Origin of the sequence: Apibacter sp. wkB309, assembly GCF_002964915.1 — a bacterium.
Lineage (GTDB): Bacteria > Bacteroidota > Bacteroidia > Flavobacteriales > Weeksellaceae > Apibacter.
The window spans coordinates 215,400-239,744 of record NZ_PSZL01000002.1 but is presented as its reverse complement, the minus strand read 5'-3'; the positions used below and the strand labels follow the sequence as shown (position 1 = coordinate 239,744).

Annotated in this window: 22 protein-coding genes and 1 tRNA gene; 6 read left to right on the top strand and 17 right to left on the bottom strand. The window is 31.1% G+C overall.

The window, feature by feature from the left end:
- Positions 1 to 23: 23 nt before the first annotated feature.
- Genes C4S75_RS02740 through C4S75_RS02730 form a run of 3 tightly spaced genes read right to left on the bottom strand, consistent with a single transcriptional unit; the run spans position 24 to position 4,153 of the window.
- Positions 24 to 2,429, bottom strand: coding sequence for a penicillin-binding protein 1A (locus C4S75_RS02740; protein ID WP_105296794.1), 2,406 nt, complete (start codon positions 2,427 to 2,429; stop codon positions 24 to 26).
- Between the two features lie 21 nt (positions 2,430 to 2,450).
- Positions 2,451 to 2,903 (bottom strand): gliding motility lipoprotein GldH, encoded by a 453-nt coding sequence (locus C4S75_RS02735; RefSeq protein ID WP_105296793.1) that lies wholly within the window; start codon positions 2,901 to 2,903, stop codon positions 2,451 to 2,453.
- Between the two features lie 20 nt (positions 2,904 to 2,923).
- Positions 2,924 to 4,153, bottom strand: coding sequence for a regulatory iron-sulfur-containing complex subunit RicT (locus C4S75_RS02730; protein ID WP_105296792.1), 1,230 nt, complete (start codon positions 4,151 to 4,153; stop codon positions 2,924 to 2,926).
- Between the two features lie 168 nt (positions 4,154 to 4,321).
- Between C4S75_RS02730 and C4S75_RS02725 the strand changes: the two genes are divergently transcribed.
- Positions 4,322 to 4,936: a SprT-like domain-containing protein gene (locus tag C4S75_RS02725; RefSeq protein WP_158254201.1), complete on the top strand. Its 615-nt coding sequence runs from the start codon at positions 4,322 to 4,324 to the stop codon at positions 4,934 to 4,936.
- Positions 4,933 to 6,030, top strand: coding sequence for a mannose-1-phosphate guanylyltransferase (locus tag C4S75_RS02720; protein WP_105296790.1), 1,098 nt, complete (start codon positions 4,933 to 4,935; stop codon positions 6,028 to 6,030). Before C4S75_RS02725 ends, C4S75_RS02720 begins: the two co-directional genes overlap by 4 nt.
- 14 nt (positions 6,031 to 6,044) lie before the next feature.
- On the opposite strand, the gene C4S75_RS02715 is transcribed toward C4S75_RS02720, so the two are convergent.
- The 10 genes from C4S75_RS02715 to C4S75_RS02670 form a co-directional block, all read right to left on the bottom strand.
- Positions 6,045 to 6,821, bottom strand: coding sequence for an ABC transporter ATP-binding protein (locus tag C4S75_RS02715; protein ID WP_105296789.1), 777 nt, complete (start codon positions 6,819 to 6,821; stop codon positions 6,045 to 6,047).
- A 3-nt stretch (positions 6,822 to 6,824) separates the two neighbouring features.
- Complete coding sequence (locus tag C4S75_RS02710; protein WP_166004694.1) at positions 6,825 to 7,571, bottom strand: ABC transporter permease; 747 nt, start codon at positions 7,569 to 7,571, stop codon at positions 6,825 to 6,827.
- Between the two features lie 65 nt (positions 7,572 to 7,636).
- Positions 7,637 to 8,368, bottom strand: coding sequence for a sulfite exporter TauE/SafE family protein (locus C4S75_RS02705; protein ID WP_105296788.1), 732 nt, complete (start codon positions 8,366 to 8,368; stop codon positions 7,637 to 7,639).
- Positions 8,359 to 8,820 (bottom strand): FixH family protein, encoded by a 462-nt coding sequence (locus C4S75_RS02700; protein ID WP_105296787.1) that lies wholly within the window; start codon positions 8,818 to 8,820, stop codon positions 8,359 to 8,361. The genes C4S75_RS02705 and C4S75_RS02700 overlap by 10 nt, the downstream gene beginning before the upstream one ends.
- 2 nt (positions 8,821 to 8,822) lie before the next feature.
- The gene (gene ccoG, locus C4S75_RS02695; RefSeq protein WP_105296786.1) at positions 8,823 to 10,283 is read right to left on the bottom strand and encodes a cytochrome c oxidase accessory protein CcoG; all 1,461 of its coding nucleotides are present in this window, start codon (positions 10,281 to 10,283) and stop codon (positions 8,823 to 8,825) included.
- Positions 10,284 to 10,442: 159 nt separating this feature from the next.
- Positions 10,443 to 11,447, bottom strand: coding sequence for a cbb3-type cytochrome c oxidase N-terminal domain-containing protein (locus tag C4S75_RS02690; protein ID WP_105296785.1), 1,005 nt, complete (start codon positions 11,445 to 11,447; stop codon positions 10,443 to 10,445).
- Between the two features lie 4 nt (positions 11,448 to 11,451).
- Positions 11,452 to 11,652: a CcoQ/FixQ family Cbb3-type cytochrome c oxidase assembly chaperone gene (locus C4S75_RS02685; protein ID WP_105296784.1), complete on the bottom strand. Its 201-nt coding sequence runs from the start codon at positions 11,650 to 11,652 to the stop codon at positions 11,452 to 11,454.
- Between the two features lie 4 nt (positions 11,653 to 11,656).
- Positions 11,657 to 13,888, bottom strand: a complete 2,232-nt coding sequence (gene ccoN / locus C4S75_RS02680; protein WP_105296783.1) for a cytochrome-c oxidase, cbb3-type subunit I — start codon at positions 13,886 to 13,888, stop codon at positions 11,657 to 11,659.
- A 21-nt stretch (positions 13,889 to 13,909) separates the two neighbouring features.
- A complete protein-coding gene (ccoS, locus tag C4S75_RS02675) occupies positions 13,910 to 14,092 on the bottom strand; it encodes a cbb3-type cytochrome oxidase assembly protein CcoS (protein ID WP_105296782.1) in 183 nt (60 codons plus the stop codon).
- Between the two features lie 143 nt (positions 14,093 to 14,235).
- Complete coding sequence (locus C4S75_RS02670) at positions 14,236 to 16,620, bottom strand: heavy metal translocating P-type ATPase metal-binding domain-containing protein (protein WP_105296781.1); 2,385 nt, start codon at positions 16,618 to 16,620, stop codon at positions 14,236 to 14,238.
- Between the two features lie 85 nt (positions 16,621 to 16,705).
- Between C4S75_RS02670 and C4S75_RS02665 the strand changes: the two genes are divergently transcribed.
- Complete coding sequence (locus C4S75_RS02665) at positions 16,706 to 17,419, top strand: Crp/Fnr family transcriptional regulator (RefSeq protein ID WP_255410567.1); 714 nt, start codon at positions 16,706 to 16,708, stop codon at positions 17,417 to 17,419.
- An 18-nt stretch (positions 17,420 to 17,437) separates the two neighbouring features.
- On the opposite strand, the gene C4S75_RS02660 is transcribed toward C4S75_RS02665, so the two are convergent.
- The 3 genes from C4S75_RS02660 to C4S75_RS02655 all read right to left on the bottom strand — a co-directional run bounded on the left by C4S75_RS02660 (position 17,438) and on the right by C4S75_RS02655 (position 20,417).
- Positions 17,438 to 19,321 carry an ABC-F family ATP-binding cassette domain-containing protein gene (locus tag C4S75_RS02660; protein WP_105296779.1) on the bottom strand — a complete coding sequence of 628 codons (1,884 nt, stop codon included), beginning with the start codon at positions 19,319 to 19,321 and terminating at the stop codon, positions 17,438 to 17,440.
- A gap of 64 nt (positions 19,322 to 19,385) precedes the next feature.
- Positions 19,386 to 19,649: a hypothetical protein gene (locus C4S75_RS10015; RefSeq protein WP_146105549.1), complete on the bottom strand. Its 264-nt coding sequence runs from the start codon at positions 19,647 to 19,649 to the stop codon at positions 19,386 to 19,388.
- A gap of 695 nt (positions 19,650 to 20,344) precedes the next feature.
- Positions 20,345 to 20,417: transfer RNA gene (locus C4S75_RS02655), tRNA-Phe, on the bottom strand.
- A gap of 170 nt (positions 20,418 to 20,587) precedes the next feature.
- Between C4S75_RS02655 and C4S75_RS02650 the strand changes: the two genes are divergently transcribed.
- From C4S75_RS02650 to C4S75_RS02640, 3 genes are all read left to right on the top strand, one after another.
- Positions 20,588 to 21,859, top strand: a complete 1,272-nt coding sequence (locus C4S75_RS02650) for an OmpP1/FadL family transporter (RefSeq protein ID WP_105296778.1) — start codon at positions 20,588 to 20,590, stop codon at positions 21,857 to 21,859.
- Between the two features lie 33 nt (positions 21,860 to 21,892).
- A complete protein-coding gene (gene lptC, locus C4S75_RS02645) occupies positions 21,893 to 22,471 on the top strand; it encodes an LPS export ABC transporter periplasmic protein LptC (RefSeq protein WP_105296777.1) in 579 nt (192 codons plus the stop codon).
- A gap of 116 nt (positions 22,472 to 22,587) precedes the next feature.
- Entirely contained in the window at positions 22,588 to 23,637 is a 1,050-nt protein-coding gene (locus C4S75_RS02640) for a hypothetical protein (protein ID WP_105296776.1), read from the top strand.
- 39 nt (positions 23,638 to 23,676) lie between these two features.
- On the opposite strand, the gene C4S75_RS02635 is transcribed toward C4S75_RS02640, so the two are convergent.
- Entirely contained in the window at positions 23,677 to 24,336 is a 660-nt protein-coding gene (locus tag C4S75_RS02635; RefSeq protein WP_105296775.1) for a uracil-DNA glycosylase, read from the bottom strand.
- Positions 24,337 to 24,345: the final 9 nt, after the last annotated feature.

The following is a 24,345-nucleotide window of genomic DNA, read 5'->3' as shown; positions in this document are numbered from 1 at the left end:
GAGTGAATTAACTTATTTATTATTTATTTATCAAAATTTACCGAATCTTTTTTTCTGGTATCTCGATTTATATTTTCCGTTTTAATAGAACCATGGTTTTCGTTCGATGAATTATAATACCCTCCATCCTCATCTGAAGAATAACTTCCGTCGTAAGCACCGTATGAAGCTAAATCATCACAACTAAAATTATCATTCATAGTTTCCGGTCTGGCAAATTTATCTTTTTGGGTTATTTCCAATTTAGGATCAGCATATATTTTTTGCATAAAATAGGCCCAAATAGGTAAAGCCATACTTGCTCCTTGACCAATGGAAGTTGACTCAAAATGCGCATATCTGTCTTCCCATCCAACCCATATGCCGGTAGCTAATTTAGGAGCAATTCCTATAAACCATCCATCGGCATTTTTATTGGTCGTTCCTGTTTTACCTGCAATTTCAGCATCAATACCCATACTCCTGACTCTTCGGCCTGTACCTTGATCAATAACCCCTTTCATTAATTCAATCATAGTGTAAGCGTATATTTCATTCATAACTTCTCTTACCTGTAGTTGATATTCTTTAATTACTTTATTGTTGCTGTCTTCAATACGCCAAACCATTTCAGGTTTGGTATAATTCCCAAAATTTGCAAAAGTGCTATAGGCTCCAACCATTTCATAAATGGTTAAGTCTGCAGAACCTAAGGCAATAGTATTGTTTCTGGGTATAGGACTTTCAACTCCTAAATCTCTGGCCATTTTTATAACCGCATCATATCCGGTAGCATCAATTAGTCTTGCTGTTACCGCATTTTTGGAATAGGCAAGTGCAGTTTTTAAAGGCATAGAAGCGCCATTTCCGGCAACAGTCCATTTACCTTTGGTATAAGTTGCATTTGAAACTTGTGTACAAGGGGTGTAATTTAGGTTTTTAATGGCTGTGGCATATACAAAAGGTTTGAATGTGGAACCTACCTGTCTACGTGCTTGTTTAACATGATCGTATTGAAAATGTTTCCAGTTGATACCTCCAACCCATGCCTTTATATTTCCCGAATGAGGCTCCATTGCCATTAGCCCTGCTTGAATAATATGTTTATGATATCTTATAGAATCCCAGGGAGATATTAAAGTATCTTTATCGCCTTTCCAAGTAAAAATTTGTAAGTTGATTGGTTTTTTGAATTCCGTTAAAATTTCCTCATCAGATAAACCCTTATTTTTTAGGTTTTTATACCTTCCGGTTCTTTTCATGGCATCTGTCATGAGTTTATTGTATAAAAAATCAATTTTGGGATCTCCCGGATAAGTGTAAAAAGGAGCGTATTTCCTTTGTTTTTGCTCTCTGAAAAAAGATTTTTGAAGATTTTTTAAATGCTTTTCAATCGCTTCTTCAGCATATTTTTGCATTCTAGAATCTAGAGTTACATATATTTTTAGTCCGTCTTTATAAAGATTATATTTTTTTCCTGTTTGGTTTTCATAATCATTTAAAACGGCATTTACTTCCTTTTTTAAAGCATGTTTAAAATAAGCGGAATATCCTTCACCAATTTCTTTTACCGGTCTGTAGTTAAGCTCAATAGGAGTTTCTTTAATAGAATTGAATTCTGCTTCAGTAATGTAACCTTGGTCCTTCATCAAGCCCAAGACAACATTTCTTCTTTTTTTAGCATTTTCAGGATTAATTTTAGGATTGTTTACTACCGGATTTTCCAACATAGCAACCAATGTGGCACTTTGTGATAGATCCAAATCTTTAACATTTTTATTAAAATATACCTTGGATGCAGTTGCAATACCATTAGCATTAAATAAAAAATCGAATTTATTTAAGTAAAGAGTTAAGATTTCATCTTTAGTATATAATTTTTCGAGTTGAACCGCGATTATAATTTCCTTTATTTTTTGGAAAGCTCGTTGAAATTTATTTTGCGATACCCCTTTGTAAGAAAAGTTACCTTCGTCATCATCTTTTTGCGTAAAAAGAAGTTTCGCTAACTGCTGGGTTATAGTACTACCACCCCCTCTTTTTCCACCATAAAAAACAGCCCTGAATAAAGCTTTTTTATCAACCCCTGAATGGTAAGGAAAACGTTCGTCTTCTTTAGACATTAAAGCATAAATAAGGTATGGTGGTAAATCTTGATATTCTACCGGGATTCTTTTTTCTTTTTCAAACTTTTGAATTACAACACCATCTGCAGATATAATTTCAGAGGCAACAAATATATCCGGATTTTCCAAATCTCTAACATTGGGCATTTCTCCAAAAAAGCCATAAATCGTTAATAAGAAAAGTAAAGCAAATGATAAAATTCCGGCAAAAAATAATCCCCAAAACCATATAAAAAATTTTCTTATAAATTTTTTAGTGGAATTAGATTTATTTATTTTATTTATAGTATTGGTCTTATTCTTATTTTTATTTGTTAATGCCATAATATATATTCTATGGTAAGTTTATTCAATAGTTACTCCAAAGTCTACAATACCTTTTAAAGTGTCTTTCCTCATTCCTTGAACAACGGAAAGAGTATAGTCCCCGTTTTTAGTAAATGAGAAATCTTTTTTATATTGAAAATAAATTTCTTTAATGGATCCCATGCCCGAACCAAGCCATTTTCCTGTTTTATCAGCTAATATATAATTTAAGGTATCGGTACTAATAATTTTTTTTCCTTCTTTTAATTTAATAAATAAATAAAGATTACTAAACTGATAATCCTCATTATTCCTTACTATAAAGTTTATATTTTTTTTGTCGGAAGCATTTTTAATGGTAAAATTAAAATTTAAAGTATCTTTTTTACTCCAAGAATTATTGATACTTTTCATTTGTGAGTATTCATACTTATGATTACAATTTATGAAAAGAAGCGTTGAGCAAAGAGATATAAAAAGAAATTTTTTCATTTAAAATTGTTCTAAAAAAATTATTTAGGTTTTTTAGGGGTTCTTTTTTTAGGTTGATTAGAATTTGATTGAACGTTAGTATTAGCTTTAGCTTTTGGTTTAGGCTTTTCAGTTGTATTTTTTGAATTGGTTCGCTGTTGATTTTTATTTTTGGATTTCCGTTTAGTATTTGATTTCGATTTTTTTTCAAATCGATTCAAATTATTTTCTTCAATTAAATCAACTTTTAAATCTTCTTTTTCCTGAAGTTCATCTAATGGTTTAATAGTTACACCTTTTTTATTAAGTTCAACTAATTTTTTAACCTCATAAATATTTACAGGATACCAAGAAATAGAATTATCAGTATAAGTAAACCACATTTGATTTCTGAATACATCCACTTTAATGCAATATGCTTTTCCCTTTTCAGTTTCTAATACAGTTTGGCTGGAAGGGAAATCAGCTAAGGCGTCCACATAGGTGTCTAATTCAAAATTAAGACAACATTTCAATTTACCACATTGTCCGGCTAATTTTTGCGGATTGATGGATAATTGTTGATATCTTGCCGCCGCAGTGTTAACAGATCTGAAATCTGTCAGCCAAGTAGAGCAACACAACTCTCGCCCACAGGATCCAATTCCTCCCACTTTGGCACTTTCCTGCCTGTAACCAATTTGCCGCATATCGATTTTTGAGCGAAAGGTCATAGCATAATCTTTAATTAACTGTCTAAAATCTACTCTGCTCTCAGCCGTATAATATAAGGTAACTTTCGATCCGTCACCTTGGAATTCTACATCACAAATTTTCATTTGAAGTCCCAAACTCCTGGCAATTTGTCTCGCATCAAGCATAACCGCGTGCTCTTTGTTTTTATAGCTTTGCCAAATTTCAATATCTTTTTGAGAAGCTTTCCTATAAACTTTAAACAGTTCATCAATTTTAGCCTTTTTTTTCCTCATTTGGATTTTGACTAACTCTCCGGTTAAAGATACAATCCCTACATCATGTCCTGAATTAGCTTCCACAGCAACTATGTCACCAATTGATAGGGGTAAATGGGAATCATTTAGATAAAAATCTTTTCTATCGTCTTTAAATCGTACTTCAATATATTGGGGTTGATTTTTTTGAGTAGGGGGGTGTATGTCGGATAACCAATTGAATACAGAAAGTTTACTGTTGCAATTTCCAGTTCCACAAGCTCCATTATTTTTACATCCTTTAGGTAGTTCTCCCGAACCACAAGAACTGCATGTTTCCATATTTTGATATTAATCTAATTCACAAAGATAGATATTTTTAAAGTTATAAGTCTTAAAAATATTTTTTACAATTACCTTTCTCAAGAAAGGTATATAGTCGTTATATTCCATTATTTAATATAAAAGGCTTACTTTTGAAGAAAATTTACAGAAATATTTAAAAATATAGTGGAAACTTCTAAAAAAGTAGATTATTCAAAATTAAATCCCCATATCCCTAAAGAAGCAATAGTTTATATTGAAAAATGGCTGGAACCATATTGGTTTCATTTGGTTATAAAAAAACCACGATCAACTAAATTAGGAGATTATAGAGTTCCACAAGAAGGTAATCCTCATATAATAACAGTAAATTCGGGTATGTTAAAATCGTTATGTTTTTTAACTTTAACCCATGAAATAGCACATTTAAGAGCTTTTGATTTGTATTCTAGAAGAATTCAACCTCATGGTAAAGAGTGGAAAAAAACATTTTCTGAAATGATTTCTGAAAGTATTGATGTATATGAAGAAGAATTAAAAGTGATATTGAAAGTTTTTATGCAGAATCCCAAAGCAAGTTTTTATGCAGATAAAAAATTATCTGAATATTTTATAAGAAAACAAGATCCGAATGCGTTGTTATTGAAAGATTTACATGTAAATGCTTTATTTAAAATTAACAATAAATTTTTTTATAAATTAAAGAAATCAAAAACTCGCTATATTTGCATTGAAAAAAATACAGGTAAAAGATATTTGATTGCGGAGAATGCTCCGGTTACTGAAATAAATGTTTTATGACAAAGAATAAGAATTATTATTGTGTAATTATGGCCGGAGGTATAGGTAGTCGTTTTTGGCCAATAAGCACCACAAAGTTCCCAAAGCAGTTTCATGATATTTTAGGTACAGGGAAAACATTAATTCAGCAAACATTTGAAAGATTAAGTAAAATTATCTTAAAAGAAAATATTTTTGTTATCACTAATCAAGAATACGTTGATCTTACATTGAGTCAATTACCCGATATTTCAAAAAACCAAATTATCGGTGAACCCAAAATGATGAATACAGCTGCCTGTAACATTTATATGGCAGAAAAAATCCATAAATTAAATCCGGATGCAAGTATTATCGTTGCTCCTTCAGATCACTTAATTATCAATGAGAATCAATTTGTTACTAATGTATTAAACGCTTTAAAACATGCTAGTCATGATAATATATTGGTAACTTTAGGTATTGCTCCGACAAGACCTGACACCGGATATGGATATATTGAGTACATTAAGGAAGGCAAAGAGGGGCTTTATCAAGTGAAATCTTTTAAAGAAAAACCGAATCTAGAAACGGCTAAAGAGTTCTTAAAAAGTAAGAATTTTTTATGGAATTCAGGAATTTTTATCTGGTCAAGTCGAAGTATTTTAAGTTCTTATCAAAAATATCTTCCGGATATGTATCGATCTTTTGAATCTATAATCCCTGAATATAACACAGATAAAGAACCAGAGGCTGTAGAAAAAATTTATTCTAAAATTGAAAAAATTTCAATTGATTATGGCATTTTAGAGAAATCTGATAATGTTTGGGTGATTCCTTCTACTTTCGGGTGGAGTGATTTAGGAACATGGAGTGCATTATATGAGAACTTTAACAAAAATGAAGAAGGGAATGCAGTACACGGTAACAATATTTATACATACGATACCAGTAATACCATTATAAAAACAGACCTCTCGAATAAAATATATATTATTGATGGACTAACAGATTTTATAATAGTGGATACTTCAGAAGCACTATTAATATGTCCCCGAAATAATGATCAAAAAATTAAGGATTATTTAGAAAATATTAAAAAATTGGAAGAAAGTAAGAAATCTTCAAAAGAATAATATTTCTTCGTTTCTTACTTTTTATTATTTTGATGATATAGCATGGCTTCACGAGCCATTTTAAATATTTTTGAAGAGAATACGAAATCTAATAAAGCTTGATTATCAGAAGTTACGATAGAGTTTTTATCTCCTTCCCATTCTTTAACTCCGTTTTTTAAGTAAACTATATTTTCACCTATTTCAAGAACAGAATTCATATCGTGAGTATTTATAATAGTAGTTGTGTCGTATTCACGAGTAATTTCATGAATAAGTTTATCTATTATTTGAGAAGTCTGAGGGTCTAAACCTGAATTTGGCTCATCGCAAAATAAATATTTTGGATTATTAACAATAGCACGTGCAATAGCTACTCTTTTTTGCATTCCTCCGGAAATTTCAGATGGAAATTTCTTACGCGCATTCGTTAGATTTACTCGTTCTAATACTTGATCTACCCGTTCCCTCATATCTTTTTCAGATATATTTGCAAACATTTCAAGAGGAAACTTTACATTTTGTTCAACCGTCATGGAATCAAACAGGGCACTCCCTTGAAACACGGTTCCTATTTCACTTCGTAAATTTTGCCTTTCAGATACAGATAATTTGGATGCATCTGTATTTTCGTATAGAATTTGTCCGGAAGTAGGTTCAAATAAGCCAAGAAGACATTTAAGAAAAACAGTTTTTCCGGAACCACTTTGTCCGATAATTAAATTTGTTTTTCCTTTTTTAAAAGTAGTAGTAATCCCTTTAAGGACTTCTACACCATCAAATGATTTAGTAACGTTTATTGCTGAAATCATTGTTTAATCTAGTAAAAGTTGAGTTAACATTAAATTTGTGATGATGATAAGGACTGTTGTCCATACAACAGCTGAAGTACTATTACGCCCAACTTCCAATGAACCGCCTTTTACGGTATAACCATAATAAGAAGGTACTGTTGCTATGATAAAGGCAAATACGATAGTTTTTATAAAACAATAGTAAATAAAGAAATCAGGTGATGCCATTTGAAGTCCTTGAACATAATCTACAGGGGCCCAGCTTCCTGAAAAACTTCCCGCAAAATAACCTCCCAGAATACCCATCAAAAGGCTAATCATGATTAAGATTACATTAAAAAATAAAGAAGCAACCACTTTTGGAAGAATTAGATACGATGGGCTGTTTACTCCCATGATTTCCAAAGCATCAATCTGTTCGGTTACTCTCATAGTACCGATGCTCGATGCAATAAAAGAACCCACTTTTCCGGCTAATACAACACTAATTATTGTAGGACAAAATTCCAGTATAAGAACCACTTTGGTAGCATATCCCACATAATAATCAGGAATAGGGAAAGATGATGTCTTGAAATTATTATACATTTGAATGGCAACTACTGCACCCACAAAAAAAGAGGTGAAAGCAACCAAACCCACGGAATTAACTCCTAAATCATTTATTTCTCTAAGTAAATTTTTTCTGAAAATTTTTCTTTTTTGGGGTTTTTTAAAAACCCTTGCCATTAAGAAAGAATATGCTCCAATATTCGAAATCATCCCCATAATGGTGCGAAGTTACTATTTTTTTATTTTTAAAAAAAGAAAGATTATTTTTAAAGGAAACCGTTTTAATGGCAACAACTTTTCGCATGCGATCTTTGTTCCAATTTTAAAGCTTTATCTGAGGGTGACAATAGATGAATACCTAAACCCAACCCTCTTAGTATGAATAAAATGCCTATTAAAACTATAAAGTAGGGAAATATTTTTAGAATCTTGAATCTAACTTTAGCTCCAATAAATTTACCGGTTAATGTTGTTATGAACATGAAAGGAAATGTCCCTAATCCAAAAACGGCCATAAATAGCATACCTTGAATAATTCCACCGGCAGCAATCGAAGAGGTTAAAGCCACATAAACTGCTCCACAAGGAAGAAATCCATTAAGTACTCCGGTAAGATATCGGGAAGTATTGTCTTTCCTTTGAAGAAATCTACCTAAAAATAGTTTAATTTTAATCATGAACTTATTTATCGGTCTGAAATTATCTCCGATTTCAGTGGTTTTTCCCGGCAATAATACCATGAGAATTAATAGAATACCGGCAAAGATAGATATGTATTTTTGATATCCGGCTATATTAAAGCTTTTACCTACAATTCCTAAAATGCCTCCTAATAAAGAATAAGTAGTTATTCTTCCCAATTGATATAAAATATTCTGAGTATAGAATTTAAATTTATTAGTAGCATCCAGACCAATGGAAAAAGCGATCGGGCCACACATGCCTATGCAATGAAATCCCCCCAATAGCCCTAAACTAAGTGCTGTATATAAGTAAACGATATCTAATTCCATGTTAAAGGTATTTCCATCTGGTAGTTAGTTTTTTCTTTTTCCCAATATAATTTTAATGTATAATTTCCTTTTACTAAGACTTTAGACGGTATTAATATGGTATTAGAAGGAGATAAATCAAGTTCTTTCTTATTAATATCTAAAGCTTGAGAATTGGCTCTGAAAAGTTTAAATTTTCCGGTGGTATTAGTATAATTAAATTCTTTTGGAAAGATTATTTTAATGCCGGTTTCAGGTATTATTTCAATTTTAGGTTTTTCTTGTAATAAAGCAGCATGGTTGGTAGCATCAATCTCTTTTTGATAATTTATTTCTTCTTCATAATAATTATCTGTTACCAGGTCAAAAGTATTCTTTGAAAATTCTATGGTGAATATCAATGTACAAATAAATATAATAAAGAAGGCAAGTGCTAAAATAACCCCGTGCCCCCAAGTAAATTTAAATTTCATAATTAAAATCGGATTTTAGATGGACCAATAAAATTAGTTTTATACTCATCTACTTTTTTACCATTTTCATCAAAGATACCAATAATTACTTCTTCCTTGGTTTTAATTAAATCAGACTGAGGAATTTTAATAGTGGCTGTACCTTTGAGAGTTTGTTTAGGTTGAATGATAAACTGTGTACCATATCCTACTAAAGTTATACTTGCATGATTGGGTTTAAGTATTTTTACGTTTAGTTTTTTCTTTTCGGTAGTTTTATTAGAAAATATAAATTGATATTCATCAACAATCAATTGTTCTTCTATAGTAAACTGAGTACCTACAATTTTTAAAAATTTAGTTTCCACACTTGATCTAATGAATAATAATGATATACAAACCGATGTTAAAACCAATAAAGCTATAGTGTAGGCAATTAGTCTCGGAGTAAATTTGAAATCCGTTCTTTTTTCAATCATATTTTCCGAAGCGTACCTAATTAGACCTGTTGGCATTTTCATTCGGGTCATTACCATATCACAAGCATCAATACATGCGGTACAGTTGACGCACTCCAATTGACTTCCGTTTCTTATATCAATACCCGTTGGACAAACTTCAACACATTGTTTACAATCTATACAATCTCCTTTTCCTAAAGCTTTTCTGTCTTCATTTTTCCTCCAACTTGCTCTCCCGGCAGTACCTTCTCCTCTCACGAAATCATAAGCAATATTTATCGTGTCTTTATCAATTAGTACCCCTTGAAGTCTGCCGTATGGACAAACAAAAGTACATGCCTGTTCTCTGAACCAAGCAAATACAAAATAAAATAGAGTGGTAAATATGATATATACTATAAATACGGTGACATTTTTTGAAATACCTTCTTTGAAAATTTTTAGTATCTCATCAGTGCCTAAAACGTAGGAAAATAATACAGCACATATTAGTAAAGAAACAATTAAAAAGATGGACCATTTTAATATTCTCTTTTTAATTTTTTGTCCGTTCCATTCTTGTTTGTCGAGGCGAATTTGCATATTTCTGTCTCCATCGATAAGAAATTCAATTTTCCTGAAAACATGTTCCATAAATATAGTTTGTGGACATATCCAACCGCAAAAAATTCTCCCATAAGTCACGGTAAATACAATGATGAAAACCGTGGTTGTAACTAAACCTATACCAAAAAGATAAAAATCGGATGGGGAAAAATAAGCTCCGAAGATATAGAATTGTCTGTTTAATATATCAAATAGGAAAATAGGATTTCCATTGATTTTAACAAATGGAAATATAAACAAAATGATGAGAAGGAATGCACTTACTATATCTCTGTATTTTGTGAATTTGCCATGAGGCTTTCGGACATAAACCCATTTTCTTTCTCCTGATACGTCTGCAGTAGCAAGGTTCTCTCTGAATTCTTCCTTTTGTTGTTCAAGGTCAGGAATATTTTTATCCTCCGTTTCCTGAGACATGATGTTTTGTTTATTTAGTTAATTATTAAGTTTGATATCTATAATTATACTTTATTTTATTAAATTCTACATTTATAAAAAAGAGTAAAATTATATTTAAAAAGCAAAAGTCTGTTAATCTCCAATTGAAACTAAACAGACTTTTATATAATTTTTATTTTACTTCTCTGAGTTTGATGAGTTTTGCGTAGTTGCAGCCGGGGGAGTAGTTTCAGTTGGTGCTGCAGCTGTACCGGATCCCCCTTTATATGCTTTGGACCAAGGGGCTAAATTACCTTGAGGTTCTTTGGCGGTTTTATCAACTGAACGGCCTTCAGAATCTTTAGGAGAATTTTTGTTAAGTTGGTACAAGTAACTTGCCACTTTAACAATATCATTTCCTTTTATTTCTCCGGTCGCTCCGAATGCTCTCATGGTAGGATTATTTTTACTACCGTTCCATACTGTATAAAAAATATTTTTAAATTCAGAGTCTTCTTTTGCGTTATTGTATTCTTCTTGAATATTAATCCAATAATCATCCGTTTGGTTAGGTCCGGAAAGTCCTTTAGCTCCCTCTCCATGACAAGTTTTACAAATTTGTTCATAAATTACCTTCCCATCTGCTACAGCATCCGGATTAAATTGAGCGGTTTCTATAGTGGCTTGAGGAGCTATCTTTTCGTATTCGGCAATTTCAGCCATCTGAGTTTTATATTCTTCTTCATATTCAACATACGGATGCGCAAAACTGGTAAATGCATAGGAAAAAAGATATACAACACCGTATGTAATAGTTACGGCAAATAAACCTATATACCATCTAGGCAATTGATTATCCAATTCTTTTATATTGTCATACCCATGATCTATTAATTTAATCTCACCGGTTTCTTCTGCTTTACTTTGTTTAAATGCATCTCTCCAAAGTCTAGTGAAATAAGGGGTTTTTAAAAGATCTAAATAGTCCTTTTTTTCACTGTCAGAAAGTAACTTAAATTTTTCAGCATCTATTAAAGCATTTAAAGAATTGTTAATAAGTAATAACACAAAAGAAATGGCAATAGTGGCTAAAAATATAGGATTTGTGATGAAATCAAAGTTTTGCAAGAACATGTAAAATGCACCGGTAATTAAAAATACCGATAAGATAGCATTTATGACAAAGGGTGTTCTAGGTTTCATATGATCATTTAGTATTTATATTATTAGTTCTTTTTTCATTATCATCCAAGGGTAGATTGCTCATTTCGTTATAGTAATTTTTTGGTTTGTTCATTACCATAAAAGTTACTCCAAGAAAAAATAAGACAAAAAGCAGAAGAGCTAAGCTTTGATAAATTATGGCATTATCTACTCCTGCAATTATTTTATTATAAAATTTGAGCATTTTTCTAATTATTTGCCGTTTCTACCTGTGTTTTTTTGATATCAACACCAAGTCTTTGTAAATAAGCAATTATAGCTACAATTTCCCTTTTTTCCAATGGAACAAAGTTAGCACCCTCAGCCTTTGCAGAGGCATCAAAACCGGCCTTATAGTCAGGTCTGTCTGTAAATATACTTGCTGCAATTTCTTTTGCTTGGGCCTCCATATTTGATTTATAATTGTCAATATCCTTTTGTTCGTAAGGAACATTGAACCAATTTTTCATTAATTCTAACTTTTCTTTAGTTTTGGAGACGTTTAATTCGTTATAAATTAACCACGGATATCTGGGCATAATGGATCCGGGAGAAGTTTCTCTAGGGTCGAATAAGTGAGTAAAATGCCACGAATCCGGATTTTTTCCTCCTTCTCTGTGTAAATCAGGCCCGGTTCTTTTAGATCCCCAAAGGAAAGGTCTATCGTATACGTATTCTCCTGCTTTAGAATATTCTCCGTATCGAACTACTTCATCTCTAAATGGACGTATCATTTGGGAATGACAGGCATTACAACCCTCACGGATGTATAAGTCTCTTCCTTCCAATTCTAAAGGTGTATAAGGTTTTACACTTGTTATTTGTGGTATATTGGATTTAACGAAAATGGTTGGTAAAATTTCCACGGCTCCACCAACTGCCAAAGCAATTATTGCTAAAACAGAGAAGAAAAGAGGCATTCTTTCTAACCAGGAATGCGTTTTTTCGTTCGGGCCTTTTGCCGGAGAAACATGTAAAGCAGGGGCTTCTGCCTCTTCGTTAGCTACAAATGTACCTTTTCTAACAGTTGCAATAATGTTTATAACTAATAATATGGCTCCAGAAAGATAAAGTATCCCTCCAATAAATCTAAATATAAAGAAATATCTAAGCGATGTAACGGTTTCAAGGAAATTCTTCGTAACAAGAGTTCCATCCGGATTAAATTGTTTCCACATTAAGCCTTGAGTAAAACCACTCATGTACATTGGGATAACATATAAGATGATTCCCATAGTTCCTAACCAAAAATGCCAGTTGGCTAATTTTACAGAATATAGATTGGTTTTATATATTCTTGGGATGATATAATAAATAACTCCAAAAATGATGAAACCGTTCCATCCTAAAGCTCCTAAATGTACGTGTCCTATAACCCAATCTGTAAAATGTCCGATTTTGTTTAATGTTTTAGTAGCTAATAAAGGACCTTCAAAAGTAGCCATACCGTAGCAGGTTACTGCCACAACAAACATTTTAAGAATAGGATCTTCTCGTACTTTGTCCCATGCACCTCGTAGGGTTAATAACCCGTTAAGCATACCTCCCCAAGAAGGAGCTATTAGCATAATGGAAAATGCGGTTCCCAGCATTTGAGCCCATGCAGGTAAAGAGGTATATAGTAGGTGGTGAGGACCGGCCCACATGTAGACAAATATTAAGGACCAAAAGTGTATAATAGATAATTTGTAAGAAAACACCGGTCTATTGGCAGCTTTAGGTAAATAATAATACATTAATCCTAAGATAGGAGTAGTCAAGAAGAATGCTACTGCATTGTGGCCGAACCACCATTGCACCATGGCATCTTGAACTCCTGAATATATAGAATAACTTTTTGCTCGTAAAATATTTGAATCTAACGGAATTGCCAAGTTATTAAATACCCACAACAGGGTAATTCCACCCCAAGTAGCTATAAAAAACCAAATGGCAACATACATATGGCTGATTCTTCTTTTGGCAATGGTAATAAACATGTTCAATCCAAATAATATCCAGATAACGGCTACCATAATATCAATCGGCCATTCATGCTCTGCATATTCTTTGGATGTATTTATTCCCATTAAGAAGGTTATTACTACAGAAACGATAATTAATTGCCATCCCCAAAAATGAATCCAACTTAACAGATCATTGGTTCGAGATTTTAATAATCGCTGGGTAGCATAATAAAACCCTGTAAAAAAACCATTACCTACAAACGCATAAATAACGGCGCTGGTGTGAAGCATTCTCAATCTACCATATCCTAAAAAGCCTTGAGATCTGGCTAAATCGGCTCCCTCAGTACCAAAGAAAAATTCAGGTAATGTCGGTATGAATAATAATGAGGCTACAGTAAGTCCGACTATAAAACCAACAATACCCCAAAGTATAGTGGCATAGGCAAACGCTTTTGTAATTTTATTATCATATGAAAATTTTTGTGTTTCCATTGGTGTTATGTAGTTACTTTATTATTTTTCTTTCTTATCGTTTTTGGATTCTTTTGAATTGCCATCGTTGGAATCAAATAAAATTCTTACCGCAGGTGATTCATCATCATCAAATTGTCCTTTCTTGATTCCATAGATAAAAAGGATCAAAAATATAACAGCTAATGAAACACTGCATAATATCATTAAATATAATATTTCCATACTGACTGAACAAAAATACATTTTATTTGATATGAATGATAATGATTTGTAACATATTTTTACATTGCATCTTTAATTTAGAATATTTCTAAATTGAGGTATAAATTGGGTTCATTGATGTATTTTTTAGTATAAAAATTACCTTATCTTTTTTTAAATGTTTCATATCCAATAACTTTACTTACCACGGTGGTGAATAGTACTACTGAAATGGAACTTACAGGCATAAGTATGGCTGCTACTAAGGGGGAAAGCCTGTTAGAAACTGCAAAACTTAATCCGATTATATTATAGCAAAAACTAATAATGAAACAAATGGAAACTATAACTAAGGCTTTTTTTGATAATTTTAAATATTTAGGTAAATAAGCAAAATTATTTCCGTCTAATATGGCATCTGACGAAGGAGTGAAACTGTTTATATCATCTGAAATTGCAATACCCACATTAGATTGTTTTAAAGCTCCTGCATCATTGAGTCCGTCGCCAAGCATTAAAACTGTATGCCCTTGATCTTGTAAATTTTTAATATAATCGAGCTTATCTTGAGGAGACTGATTAAATTTAATAACCGTGTCTGTGGAAAATATTTTTTCTAAATTATGCTTTTCGGAATTATTATCTCCACTTACTAATGATATTTTATAATGGTTAAGTGATCTAATAATTTCTTTTAAATCTTTTCTGTATTGATTTTTAATTTTATATAACCCTTTGTATATGCCATTGATGGAAATATAAACAGAAGTTTCGGAATTAATATTTTTTTTATTTCCTACAAAGTCGGATGAGCCTATTTTGTATTCAATACCTTTAATAAACCCTTTTATTCCTTTACCTATTATTTCTTCATAGTCCTTAATAGGTATATGATCAATAGGTATGGATATAGATTCATAAAGTGATCTGCTTAAAGGGTGATTGGAATTTTGAAGTATAGCTTTTAAGTTTTTTAACTCTTCAATAGAAAGTTTTTCTCCTTCATAATTGATTTTGTTGACTTTATTAATCGTCAAAGTGCCGGTTTTATCAAAAACTATATGGTCTATTTTTGCCAGTTTTTCAACTGTGAGAGCATCTTTTACGTAAAATTTCTCTTTACCGAAAATTCTCATGATATTTCCAATGGTAAAAGGTGCGGAAAGAGCTAATGCACAGGGACAGGCAACAATTAATATAGCCGTGATTACTTGGTACATTTGCGAAGTGTTTTTTTCAATGAAATACCAGTATAATCCGCTTATAATTGTGATGATCAGTATTACCATCACAAAATATTTACTTATATTATTGGTGATTGAATCAATAGTTGAAGTATCTTTTTTAAATGCTTCATTATTCCATAGTCGGGTAAGATAGCTTTGATTAACTTCTTTAATGATCTCGAGTTCTATAGTAGTGCCGGATTGTTTTCCTCCGGCAAATATTTTTTCTCCTGTCGTCTTTTCTATTAGTTTGGATTCTCCGGTAATAAAGCTGTTATCAATAAAAGCATCCCCATGAATAAGAATAGAATCGGCAGGAATAATTTCTTGATTGCGTATTAGTATTCTGTCACCAATTTTTAAATTTGAGATCAGAACATTTTCATGAGTTTTATTGGAAGTAATTTTAGTTACGGCTATGGGATAAAAGGATTTGTAATCCCTATCAAAAGCTAAAGTTTTATAAGTTCTTTGCTGAAAATACTTACCTAAAAGCATAAAAAATAAAAGTCCGCTTAGAGAATCGAAATAACCGTTACTCATTCCCGTATACGCTTCAAAGCAACTACGGAAAAATAAGGCAAATATACCGATAACAATGGGCAAATCAATATTTAATACTCCGTGTTTTAAAGCTCCCCATGCAGATTTATAATAATCTGAAGCGCAATAAAAAACTACGGGTAATGAGAAAAGGAACATAAGGATTCTGAAAAAATAACTGTATTGTTGAAGCCAAGGGTCTTTTTCAGTTTCGAGAAATTCCGGAAAGGCAAAAAGCATAATGTTTCCGAAAGCAAATCCGGCTATCCCTATTTTTACAAGTAGGGTGTGATCTACTTTTTCAGGTTTTTTTTCAGTAGTTTCAAAATTAATGACCGGCTTATAGCCTAAATCTGTTAGAAAATTAGCTAATTCACTTAATTTATAGAATTCATTTTTGTAGGCAATTTGTACCGTTTTAGAAGAAAAATTAACAGTAGAATATGTAATATTAGTATTAATATTTTTTAAACTTTCCAATAACCAAATACAAGCACTACAATGAATAACGGGTATTTTAAAAGTTATAAGAGTTAATCCCCCTTCCGAATAATCAATAATTTTATCAAAAATTTGAGTGGTGTCTAAAAATTCAAAATAATTTTGCCCCTTTTCAGGTTTTATTCCGGCTTTGGAGTTTAAATTATAGTAATTTTCCAATTTATTTTGATTTAAAATTTCGTATACAGATTTACATCCGTTACAGCAAAATAATTTATTATCAAAATCAATTGGAGTGTCCTCAATGATCTGTCCGCAATGATAACAATGCTCACTCATATATTTGTACTATCACTAAACCTGCAAAGTTATATCCTTTTATTTAAAATTAAAGTATTATTTTTGTCCGTAAATTATTAAAAATATGAGTAATATCATGCCTAAAAATTCAGTAGATTTAATAATATCAGAATTAAAAAATAAAGATGTTTTAAGCCAATTTACAAAAGAAGAACATAGTATATTGGATAAAGAAATGAAGGAGATTCGTTTTGAAAGAGGTCAAGAAATTATACATGAAGGTTATAAACCTACCGGAATATTTGGAGTTATAAGCGGTACGGGTAAAATTAACAGAAAAGGATATAATGGTAAAGATCAAATACTGCGTTTAGTAAAAAAAGGAGAAATTGTAGGATACCGTTCTTTATTAGGGGGAGAAAGTTTTAGTGCTTCTTGTACCGTTCTAGAAGATATTACTGCAGTATATATCCCTGAAATTATTTTTCATCGACTGTTAGAAATAAGTTCCAGAGTTTCTTTTGATGTATTAAAAAAAATATCCCAAGACTTAGGAGAAGCAGGAAAAACCATCACTTGGTTAGCTCAAAATACGGTGAGAGAAAGATTGGCTGCCGTTTTACTTCTTTTAGAGAAAAAACTTGATGTTGATCATGAAGGCTTCATTAAAATTACTCTTACTCGTGAAGAAATGGCAAATTTAATCGGTACAGCAACAGAAAGTGCGATACGATTAATTTCTGAATTTAAAAATGATGAGCTTATAGAAGTGGAGGGACGAAGAATAAAAATTCTTAATCATCAAAAATTGTCCCGACTAGGGCATATTACGTCATAAAAATTATAAATTTTAAATTTAAACGTTGAGCTCGCTGAGTTCCAGCCATCTAGATTCTTTGTAATCTAAACTTTGAATAAGATTTTCCAGCTTATTGCTAATTTCTTGTATTTCATCAAAACTTAAATTCGAAGAGGATAATTGTTCAGTTAATTTATTTTTTTCTTCTTCTAACTGAGGAATTTCTTTTTCTAGCATTTCTAATTCTCTTTTTTCCTTGAAAGAAAGTTTAGGAGATTTGTTTCCATTAGTTGGATTATTATTTTTTATTTCCTTTTTAGAAACGTCTTTGATGATTTCATTTTCTTTTTCCTTTGATTTTAAATAAAAATCGGTATAATTACCTATAAACCAGGAAATTTTACCGTTGCCCTCAAAAATCATCAATTCATCTACCACTTTGTCCATAAAATATCGGTCATGGCTTACAATCAAAACACAGCCTTGATATTCATTTAAAAAATTTTCTAGAACAGTTAAGGTTGGTAAATCTAAGTCATTTGTAGGCTCATCAAGTATTAAAAAATTGGGATTGCTAAATAAAATAGATAGCAATTGTAATCTCTTTTTCTCTCCGCCGCTTAATTTAGATATATAAGTATATTGAGATTCAGGCGTAAAAAGAAACATTTCTAAGAATTGACCGGCAGTAATTTGTTTTCCATTGGATAGAGGAAAATAATCTGCTATTTCTTTTACAAAATCAATAACTCGTTGATCTTCTTTGTATGCGAGGCCTTCCTGTTTAAAATGCCCTATTTGTAAAGTTTCGCCCCATTCAATAGTTCCTGAATCAAATTCTTCCTTTCTTTCAAGTATCTTCAAAAAAGTTGTTTTACCTACTCCATTTTTACCGATGATCCCGATTTTTGATCCTCTGGCAAAAGTATGAGAAAAGTTGTCCAAGATTATTTTATTTCCAAAATTTTTGGAAACATGTTCTAATTCAATGATTTTTTTTCCCAAACGAGTCATTTGCATGTCCAATTGAACTTGAGCATCAGAGATGCTTTTTTTAGCAAGCTCTTCCGTTTTATAAAAACTTTCAATTCTGCTTTTTGACTTGGATGTTCTAGCCTGAGGTTGTCTGCGCATCCATTCCAGCTCTTTTCGATATAAATTTTTAGCTTTATCGGTTTGAGCTATCTGATTTTCAATTCTCAGAGATTTATTGGTTACATAGGTCTCATAATCGCCATTATGCGAATATAAGGTTCCGTCTTCCATTTCTAAGATTCGAGTGCAAATAGCATCTAAAAAATAACGGTCATGAGTAACTAAAATAAGGGTTTTGTTTTCTTTGTTAAGAAAAAATTCCAACCATTCAACCATTTCAATATCTAAATGATTAGTTGGTTCATCCAAAATTAATAATACAGTGCCTTTTTCAAAGCTTATATCGATCAGGAATTTGGCAAGAGAAATTCTTTTTTGTTGTCCACCCGATAAATTTTTTATCTTTTGATTAAGGAAATCAATTTTTAATTTATTGATAATTTCTTGAATTACAGGTTCAACTTTCCATCCATCCCATTGATCCATTTTTTCTATTAATCCTAATAATTCAGGATTGGAAGGATCATTATGAACCATGGTATCGTATTGATGAACGATATCCAATACAGGGTTAGTATGGGTAAATATATAATCTTCAGCAGTTAAATCATTATTAAATATTTCAGATTGTTCAAACATAACTACTTTTATGTCTTTATTGAGCGTAACCGATCCGGAATCGGCAGATTCTAATCCGGACAGGATTTTTAATAAAGTACTTTTTCCACTACCGTTTTTAGCAACTAAAGCAATTTGATCTCCTTCATTTATATGAAAAGAAACATTGGAAAATAAAGTTCTTATGCCAAAAGACTTACTGATGTTTTCAACTGAAAGATAATTCATAGGGTATATATAGAAAAGCAAAAATACGCTTTCTAAATTATTTTATAAAAAGTCAATTTGGGTATTAGTTTGATGATTTATATAATATCATATGACAAACCAGCAAAATAGTTAGAAAAACATTGAGTATAACTCCTACAGAAGCATCAATATTTTTAAAATCTTTAATACGGGCATAGATACTAAGCAGGAGACAGAATAATTCAACACCGACCATAGTATAGTTTAGCCAGGAAGGTACAAAACAATATAAATTGCCAAGCAAGAAAGCTATTAGATTTAAAATAACTATACCTGCTAAAAACACGAAAATACTGACGTTATTCATAATTTATTAAAATTAAATTTAAAAAATGCTTATTATGTATAAGATGTTTTCTTTAATTTCTAAATGATATATTTAAGTAAAAGAAATTAATAGTGTTACATTTTTAATAATCTAATTTTATTCCAAGATTTAAACAATCAAACAAAAAATATTAAATATTCGATGTTTAAGAAATAGAGGTAATATGTAATTGTGTAAATTAATGTAAGCATATTACTAGGTAAATAAGAGACAAAAGAGGCTTTTTATATCAAGATTTTTAACAACAGTAATTTATTGATTTTAAAAAATGCTAACTAGATATATACAGGGTTTTAATTGGAATAAAACATAAATCCCCCTTTCATATTAATTAAATTTACCATTTGTTTATTGGATAAAAATGCCTATAAAGCAATGAAAAAAGATAATATTAATCATGAACCACTGCCTAAAAGCATTGACTTTATTCAACGATAGTTTTTGAAAGTATATGTTTTGCGGCAGGAAAAAAGAAAATTTTCTGATTTTTTACATGGGATTATATAATATTATATAAGGAAAAAATGCTAATGTATTAGAAACTTCAACAGTAAAAAATATTTCATTTTATAAAATCAAATGCTTTTTTATAGGAATTCTTAAGGAATATATCACTTAAAAAAAACAAAAAATCCACAATCTTTTCTTATTGAATTGATTATGGATTTTTGAAGTGGTACCTCTTGGAATCGAACCAAGGACACAAGGATTTTCAGTCCTTTGCTCTACCAACTGAGCTAAGGTACCCTCGTTTGGGATTGCAAATATAGGGCATATTTTTAAATCACAAAATATTTTTAAAAAAAAATTGAATTTTTTTTTCGGCTATAAAATTTGACTAAGAATTTTTACTTATAATTATTTTTATAATCGGTACATTATTAACATATTTGTACTTTGTATATAAAACACACTGAATGAAAATTAGATTTTTCTCCATAATATCATCATTTATCATATTTCTGAATGCAGCTTATGCCCAGCAAACTTCTACCTCTCCTTATTCTTCATTTGGCTTAGGAGAAAGTAAAACCAATTCCGATATAGTAATTTCTTCTATGGGAGGATTGGGAACTTCATATATTTCAGATTTTACCAATGAAGCCAATTTTGTAAATCCGGCAGCGAATAGAAACTTGCGATATACCAGTTATAACATCGTGATCAATACCGATTATACCAATGCTAAAACTTCTAACGTAAGCAGTGATCGATCAACTACTTATTTAGCTAATTTGTCATTAGCCTTTCCAATCGGAACTAAGTCCAGAGTAGGAGTAAATTTACAACCCTACACCAACATAGGATATGATATAAATACAGATAATTCAGATGTTGTAAATCAAAAATCTTTATTTAAGGGAAGGGGAGGACTTAATGCTTTCAGCGGTATGTATTCATATAATATATCCAATGAGTTTTCCTTAGGAGCAAAAATCGGATATGTTTGGGGCGATTTGAAAAAAGATCAAGAAACATCTTTACAGAATGCTAATTTGATTTCCGGTATATTTAATAAGCAAGAATATGGTTTTTTCGATTATACTTTAGGAGTAGCCTATCGAAAAAAATTAACTAATAATCATTTACTTAAAATCGGAGCAACTTATAATATAGGGCATACCATAGATGCTGATGTAAATTATTTGTATTCAACCTATTATTATAATAATAATAATGAAAAAGTTTCAATGGATACCTTAAACTATGTTAAGGGAACGCATGATGCAAAATTACCTTCATCATACTCAATAGGAGTAGCCTATGGAAAAGAGCATAAATGGTCCTTAGGAGCAGATTTTAAATTTACAGATCAATTTAAACTAAAGATACCGGAAGATAATTTTGATTACAAAAATAAGTATCGCGTAGCCGTAGGAGGTTGGTATTTGCCTAATATAAACGGTTTCAGATCTTATTTTGAAAAAATTATTTATCGATATGGGCTGTATTATGAAAATACAGGGCTTAATGTGAACAATAAAACCATTGACCAATACGGGGTAACCGCCGGTCTAGGTCTGCCTTTGGGTAAATCCGGTAAACATGATCCTTCCATGCTTAATTTAGGAATTGAATTAGGACAAAGAGGTTCAAAATCAAACGGTTTAATCAAAGAGAATTTTGTAAATTTTAAAGTTGGATTTAATTTTGATGATCTTTGGTTTAGAAAGAGACAGTACGATTAAAATTTATAACTATCATTTTTTATCCATGGAAAGATGGTGACTATAAAAATAATAAAAATCTATTTATATCTTATTTTTTTTGCGATTATTTCCATTTCATGTTCCGATGAAAAAGGGGATAATTTAGGAGAAAAAAAAACCAACTTTGCTTCCAGGAGAATCTATAATGCTAATATAACTTTAACAGATTCAGTGTATGCTATTATTAGATTAAGGACTCCACTTATGGAAGAATATGAATTTGTAGAGACACCGTATACAGTTTTTCCTAAAGGCTTAGATATGGATTTCTACCAAAAAGGTAAAGATCCCGGGCATTTGAAAGCAGATTATGCCAAGATAATTGAAAATGCAGGATGGTATGAAGCAAGGAAAAATGTAGTTATTATTAATTCGGATAAAGACACATTAAAAACCAATCAGATTTTTTGGAATAAGAAAGAAAGAAAAATTTTTTCAAACGATACCGTTAAAATCTACAGGGCAGACGGGGTAACTACGAATATTTCTGTTCATGGAATCGAATCTTCAGAAGACTTTAAGAATTTTAAACTGAAAAAAAACACAGGTACTTTGCCCTATGCAAATGATTTAAAAACAGATAGCAAATAAATTTTATTTTGAATAAAAATAATATAAATGTTATTTACAAATAAAATATGAAATTATTAAATAAAGATGTATATTAGTAGCTTCAAAATTTATATTTTTAATAAAAATAGCGAACAATGAAAAAAAAGTATACTGTTTTTCTTTTAATACTTACGCTTTCTGTTTATGCTCAAGAAGGAAAAGTAAAAGAAACTTCTGAAAAAGGAGTTTATTTTGAACAGAATGGGGAAATGATTTTAGTTTATAGGGGATCAAAGGAAGGTAAAGCTAATAGTAGCTATACATTCACTTATGGAAAAGATGGAACATTAGAAGTAAAAGGAAAAGCATCTGCTCCTACATTTAAATCACCCAATGATGTGGTAATAGTTCAAGATGCTGCGGGAAATCGATATTGGAAATTGATTGATGGAACTATTGTAAAAACAGAATTAGCGGGAGAAGTATCAAAATCTGCGGCTGCTAAGGAAGTTTCTGTAATCAGAAAAGAAGAAAATAATGCAGTAGTAAATGAAGTTCCGGTTGAAACAGTAATTAAAGAAGTTCCTATAGAAGTTGTTGAAGAAAAAGTAATTGAAACGCCGGAAACAGTAAATGCTTTACCGGAAAAAGAAATAGAAATAGAAATTGAAGAGGCAGACATAGCTGAAGAAAAACCTGAAGAGGAAACACTAATACCGGAAGCTCAATTTATAAATGAACAAGATTCAGATGATGTATCTGAGACTGAACAAGCAGAGTCAATCGCTATTCCTACTCCATCTGCAACAGAAGAAGTTGAAACAGTACCTAGTGCTTCTAGCATAGTTATAGATGAAAATGAATCAAAAAATGTAGAAGAAATTTCGACCCCAACTCCACAAATTGAAGAAGCAGAAACAGTAGAAATCGAATCTATTCCTAGTCAGGAAGCTAATTCAGAAGTTTCAGTACCATCAGAAGAAAAAATTATTTTAGAAGAAGATGCCCCGGAGGAAGATAAAACTATAATTTCTACTATAGGAGATGATGGAATTGAAGAAATTCAAGTGATTGATGGAGAAGTAGGAGATGTGTCTAATATGTTTGAAAAAAATTATGAAGACATGTCTAGAAAGGAAAAAAAATTATATAAAAAGAATGAAAAAAAATTAATGAAGCAATTAGAAAAAGAACTTAAAAATTAATAGATATAAAATTTAATATAATAAATGAACCTATTCGGTCTACCACTGAATAGGTTCAATTTTTTTTGAGGTTAAGTATTCATTTGTAAGACTAAAAGGTTTTGAACCGAAAAAGCCTCTATGTGCGGATAAAGGAGAGGGGTGTACCGATTTAATTATATAGTGTTTTCGAGTATCTATTAAATTAATTTTTTGTTGTGCATAGCTTCCCCATAAAATAAATACAACATGTTCTTTTTCTTCAGATATTTTATGGATTACAGAATCAGTGAACGTTTCCCATCCTTTTTTTTGGTGAGAACCCGCTTGATGCGCTCGTACCGTTAAAGTAGCATTGAGCAAAAAAACACCCTGTTTTGCCCACGGAGTTAAATCCCCCGACTTTAATTCAATGCCGGTATCATTTTTTAATTCAATAATAATATTCCTTAAAGAAGGCGGATATACTATTCCATTGGGAACAGAAAAACATAATCCCATAGCTTGTCCTTCTCCATGATATGGATCCTGTCCCAGTAAAACCACTTTTACTTGATCAAAGGGAGTCAATTCAAAGGCCTTAAAAATATTTTTACCTTTTGGATAGCAAGTATGTTCTTTATATTCTTGCTTAACAAAATTTATTAAAGATGAAAAATAAGGCTTTTCAAATTCAGGCTTTAATAAATTTTTCCATGATTCTTCAATATTTATATTCATTTAGTAAAG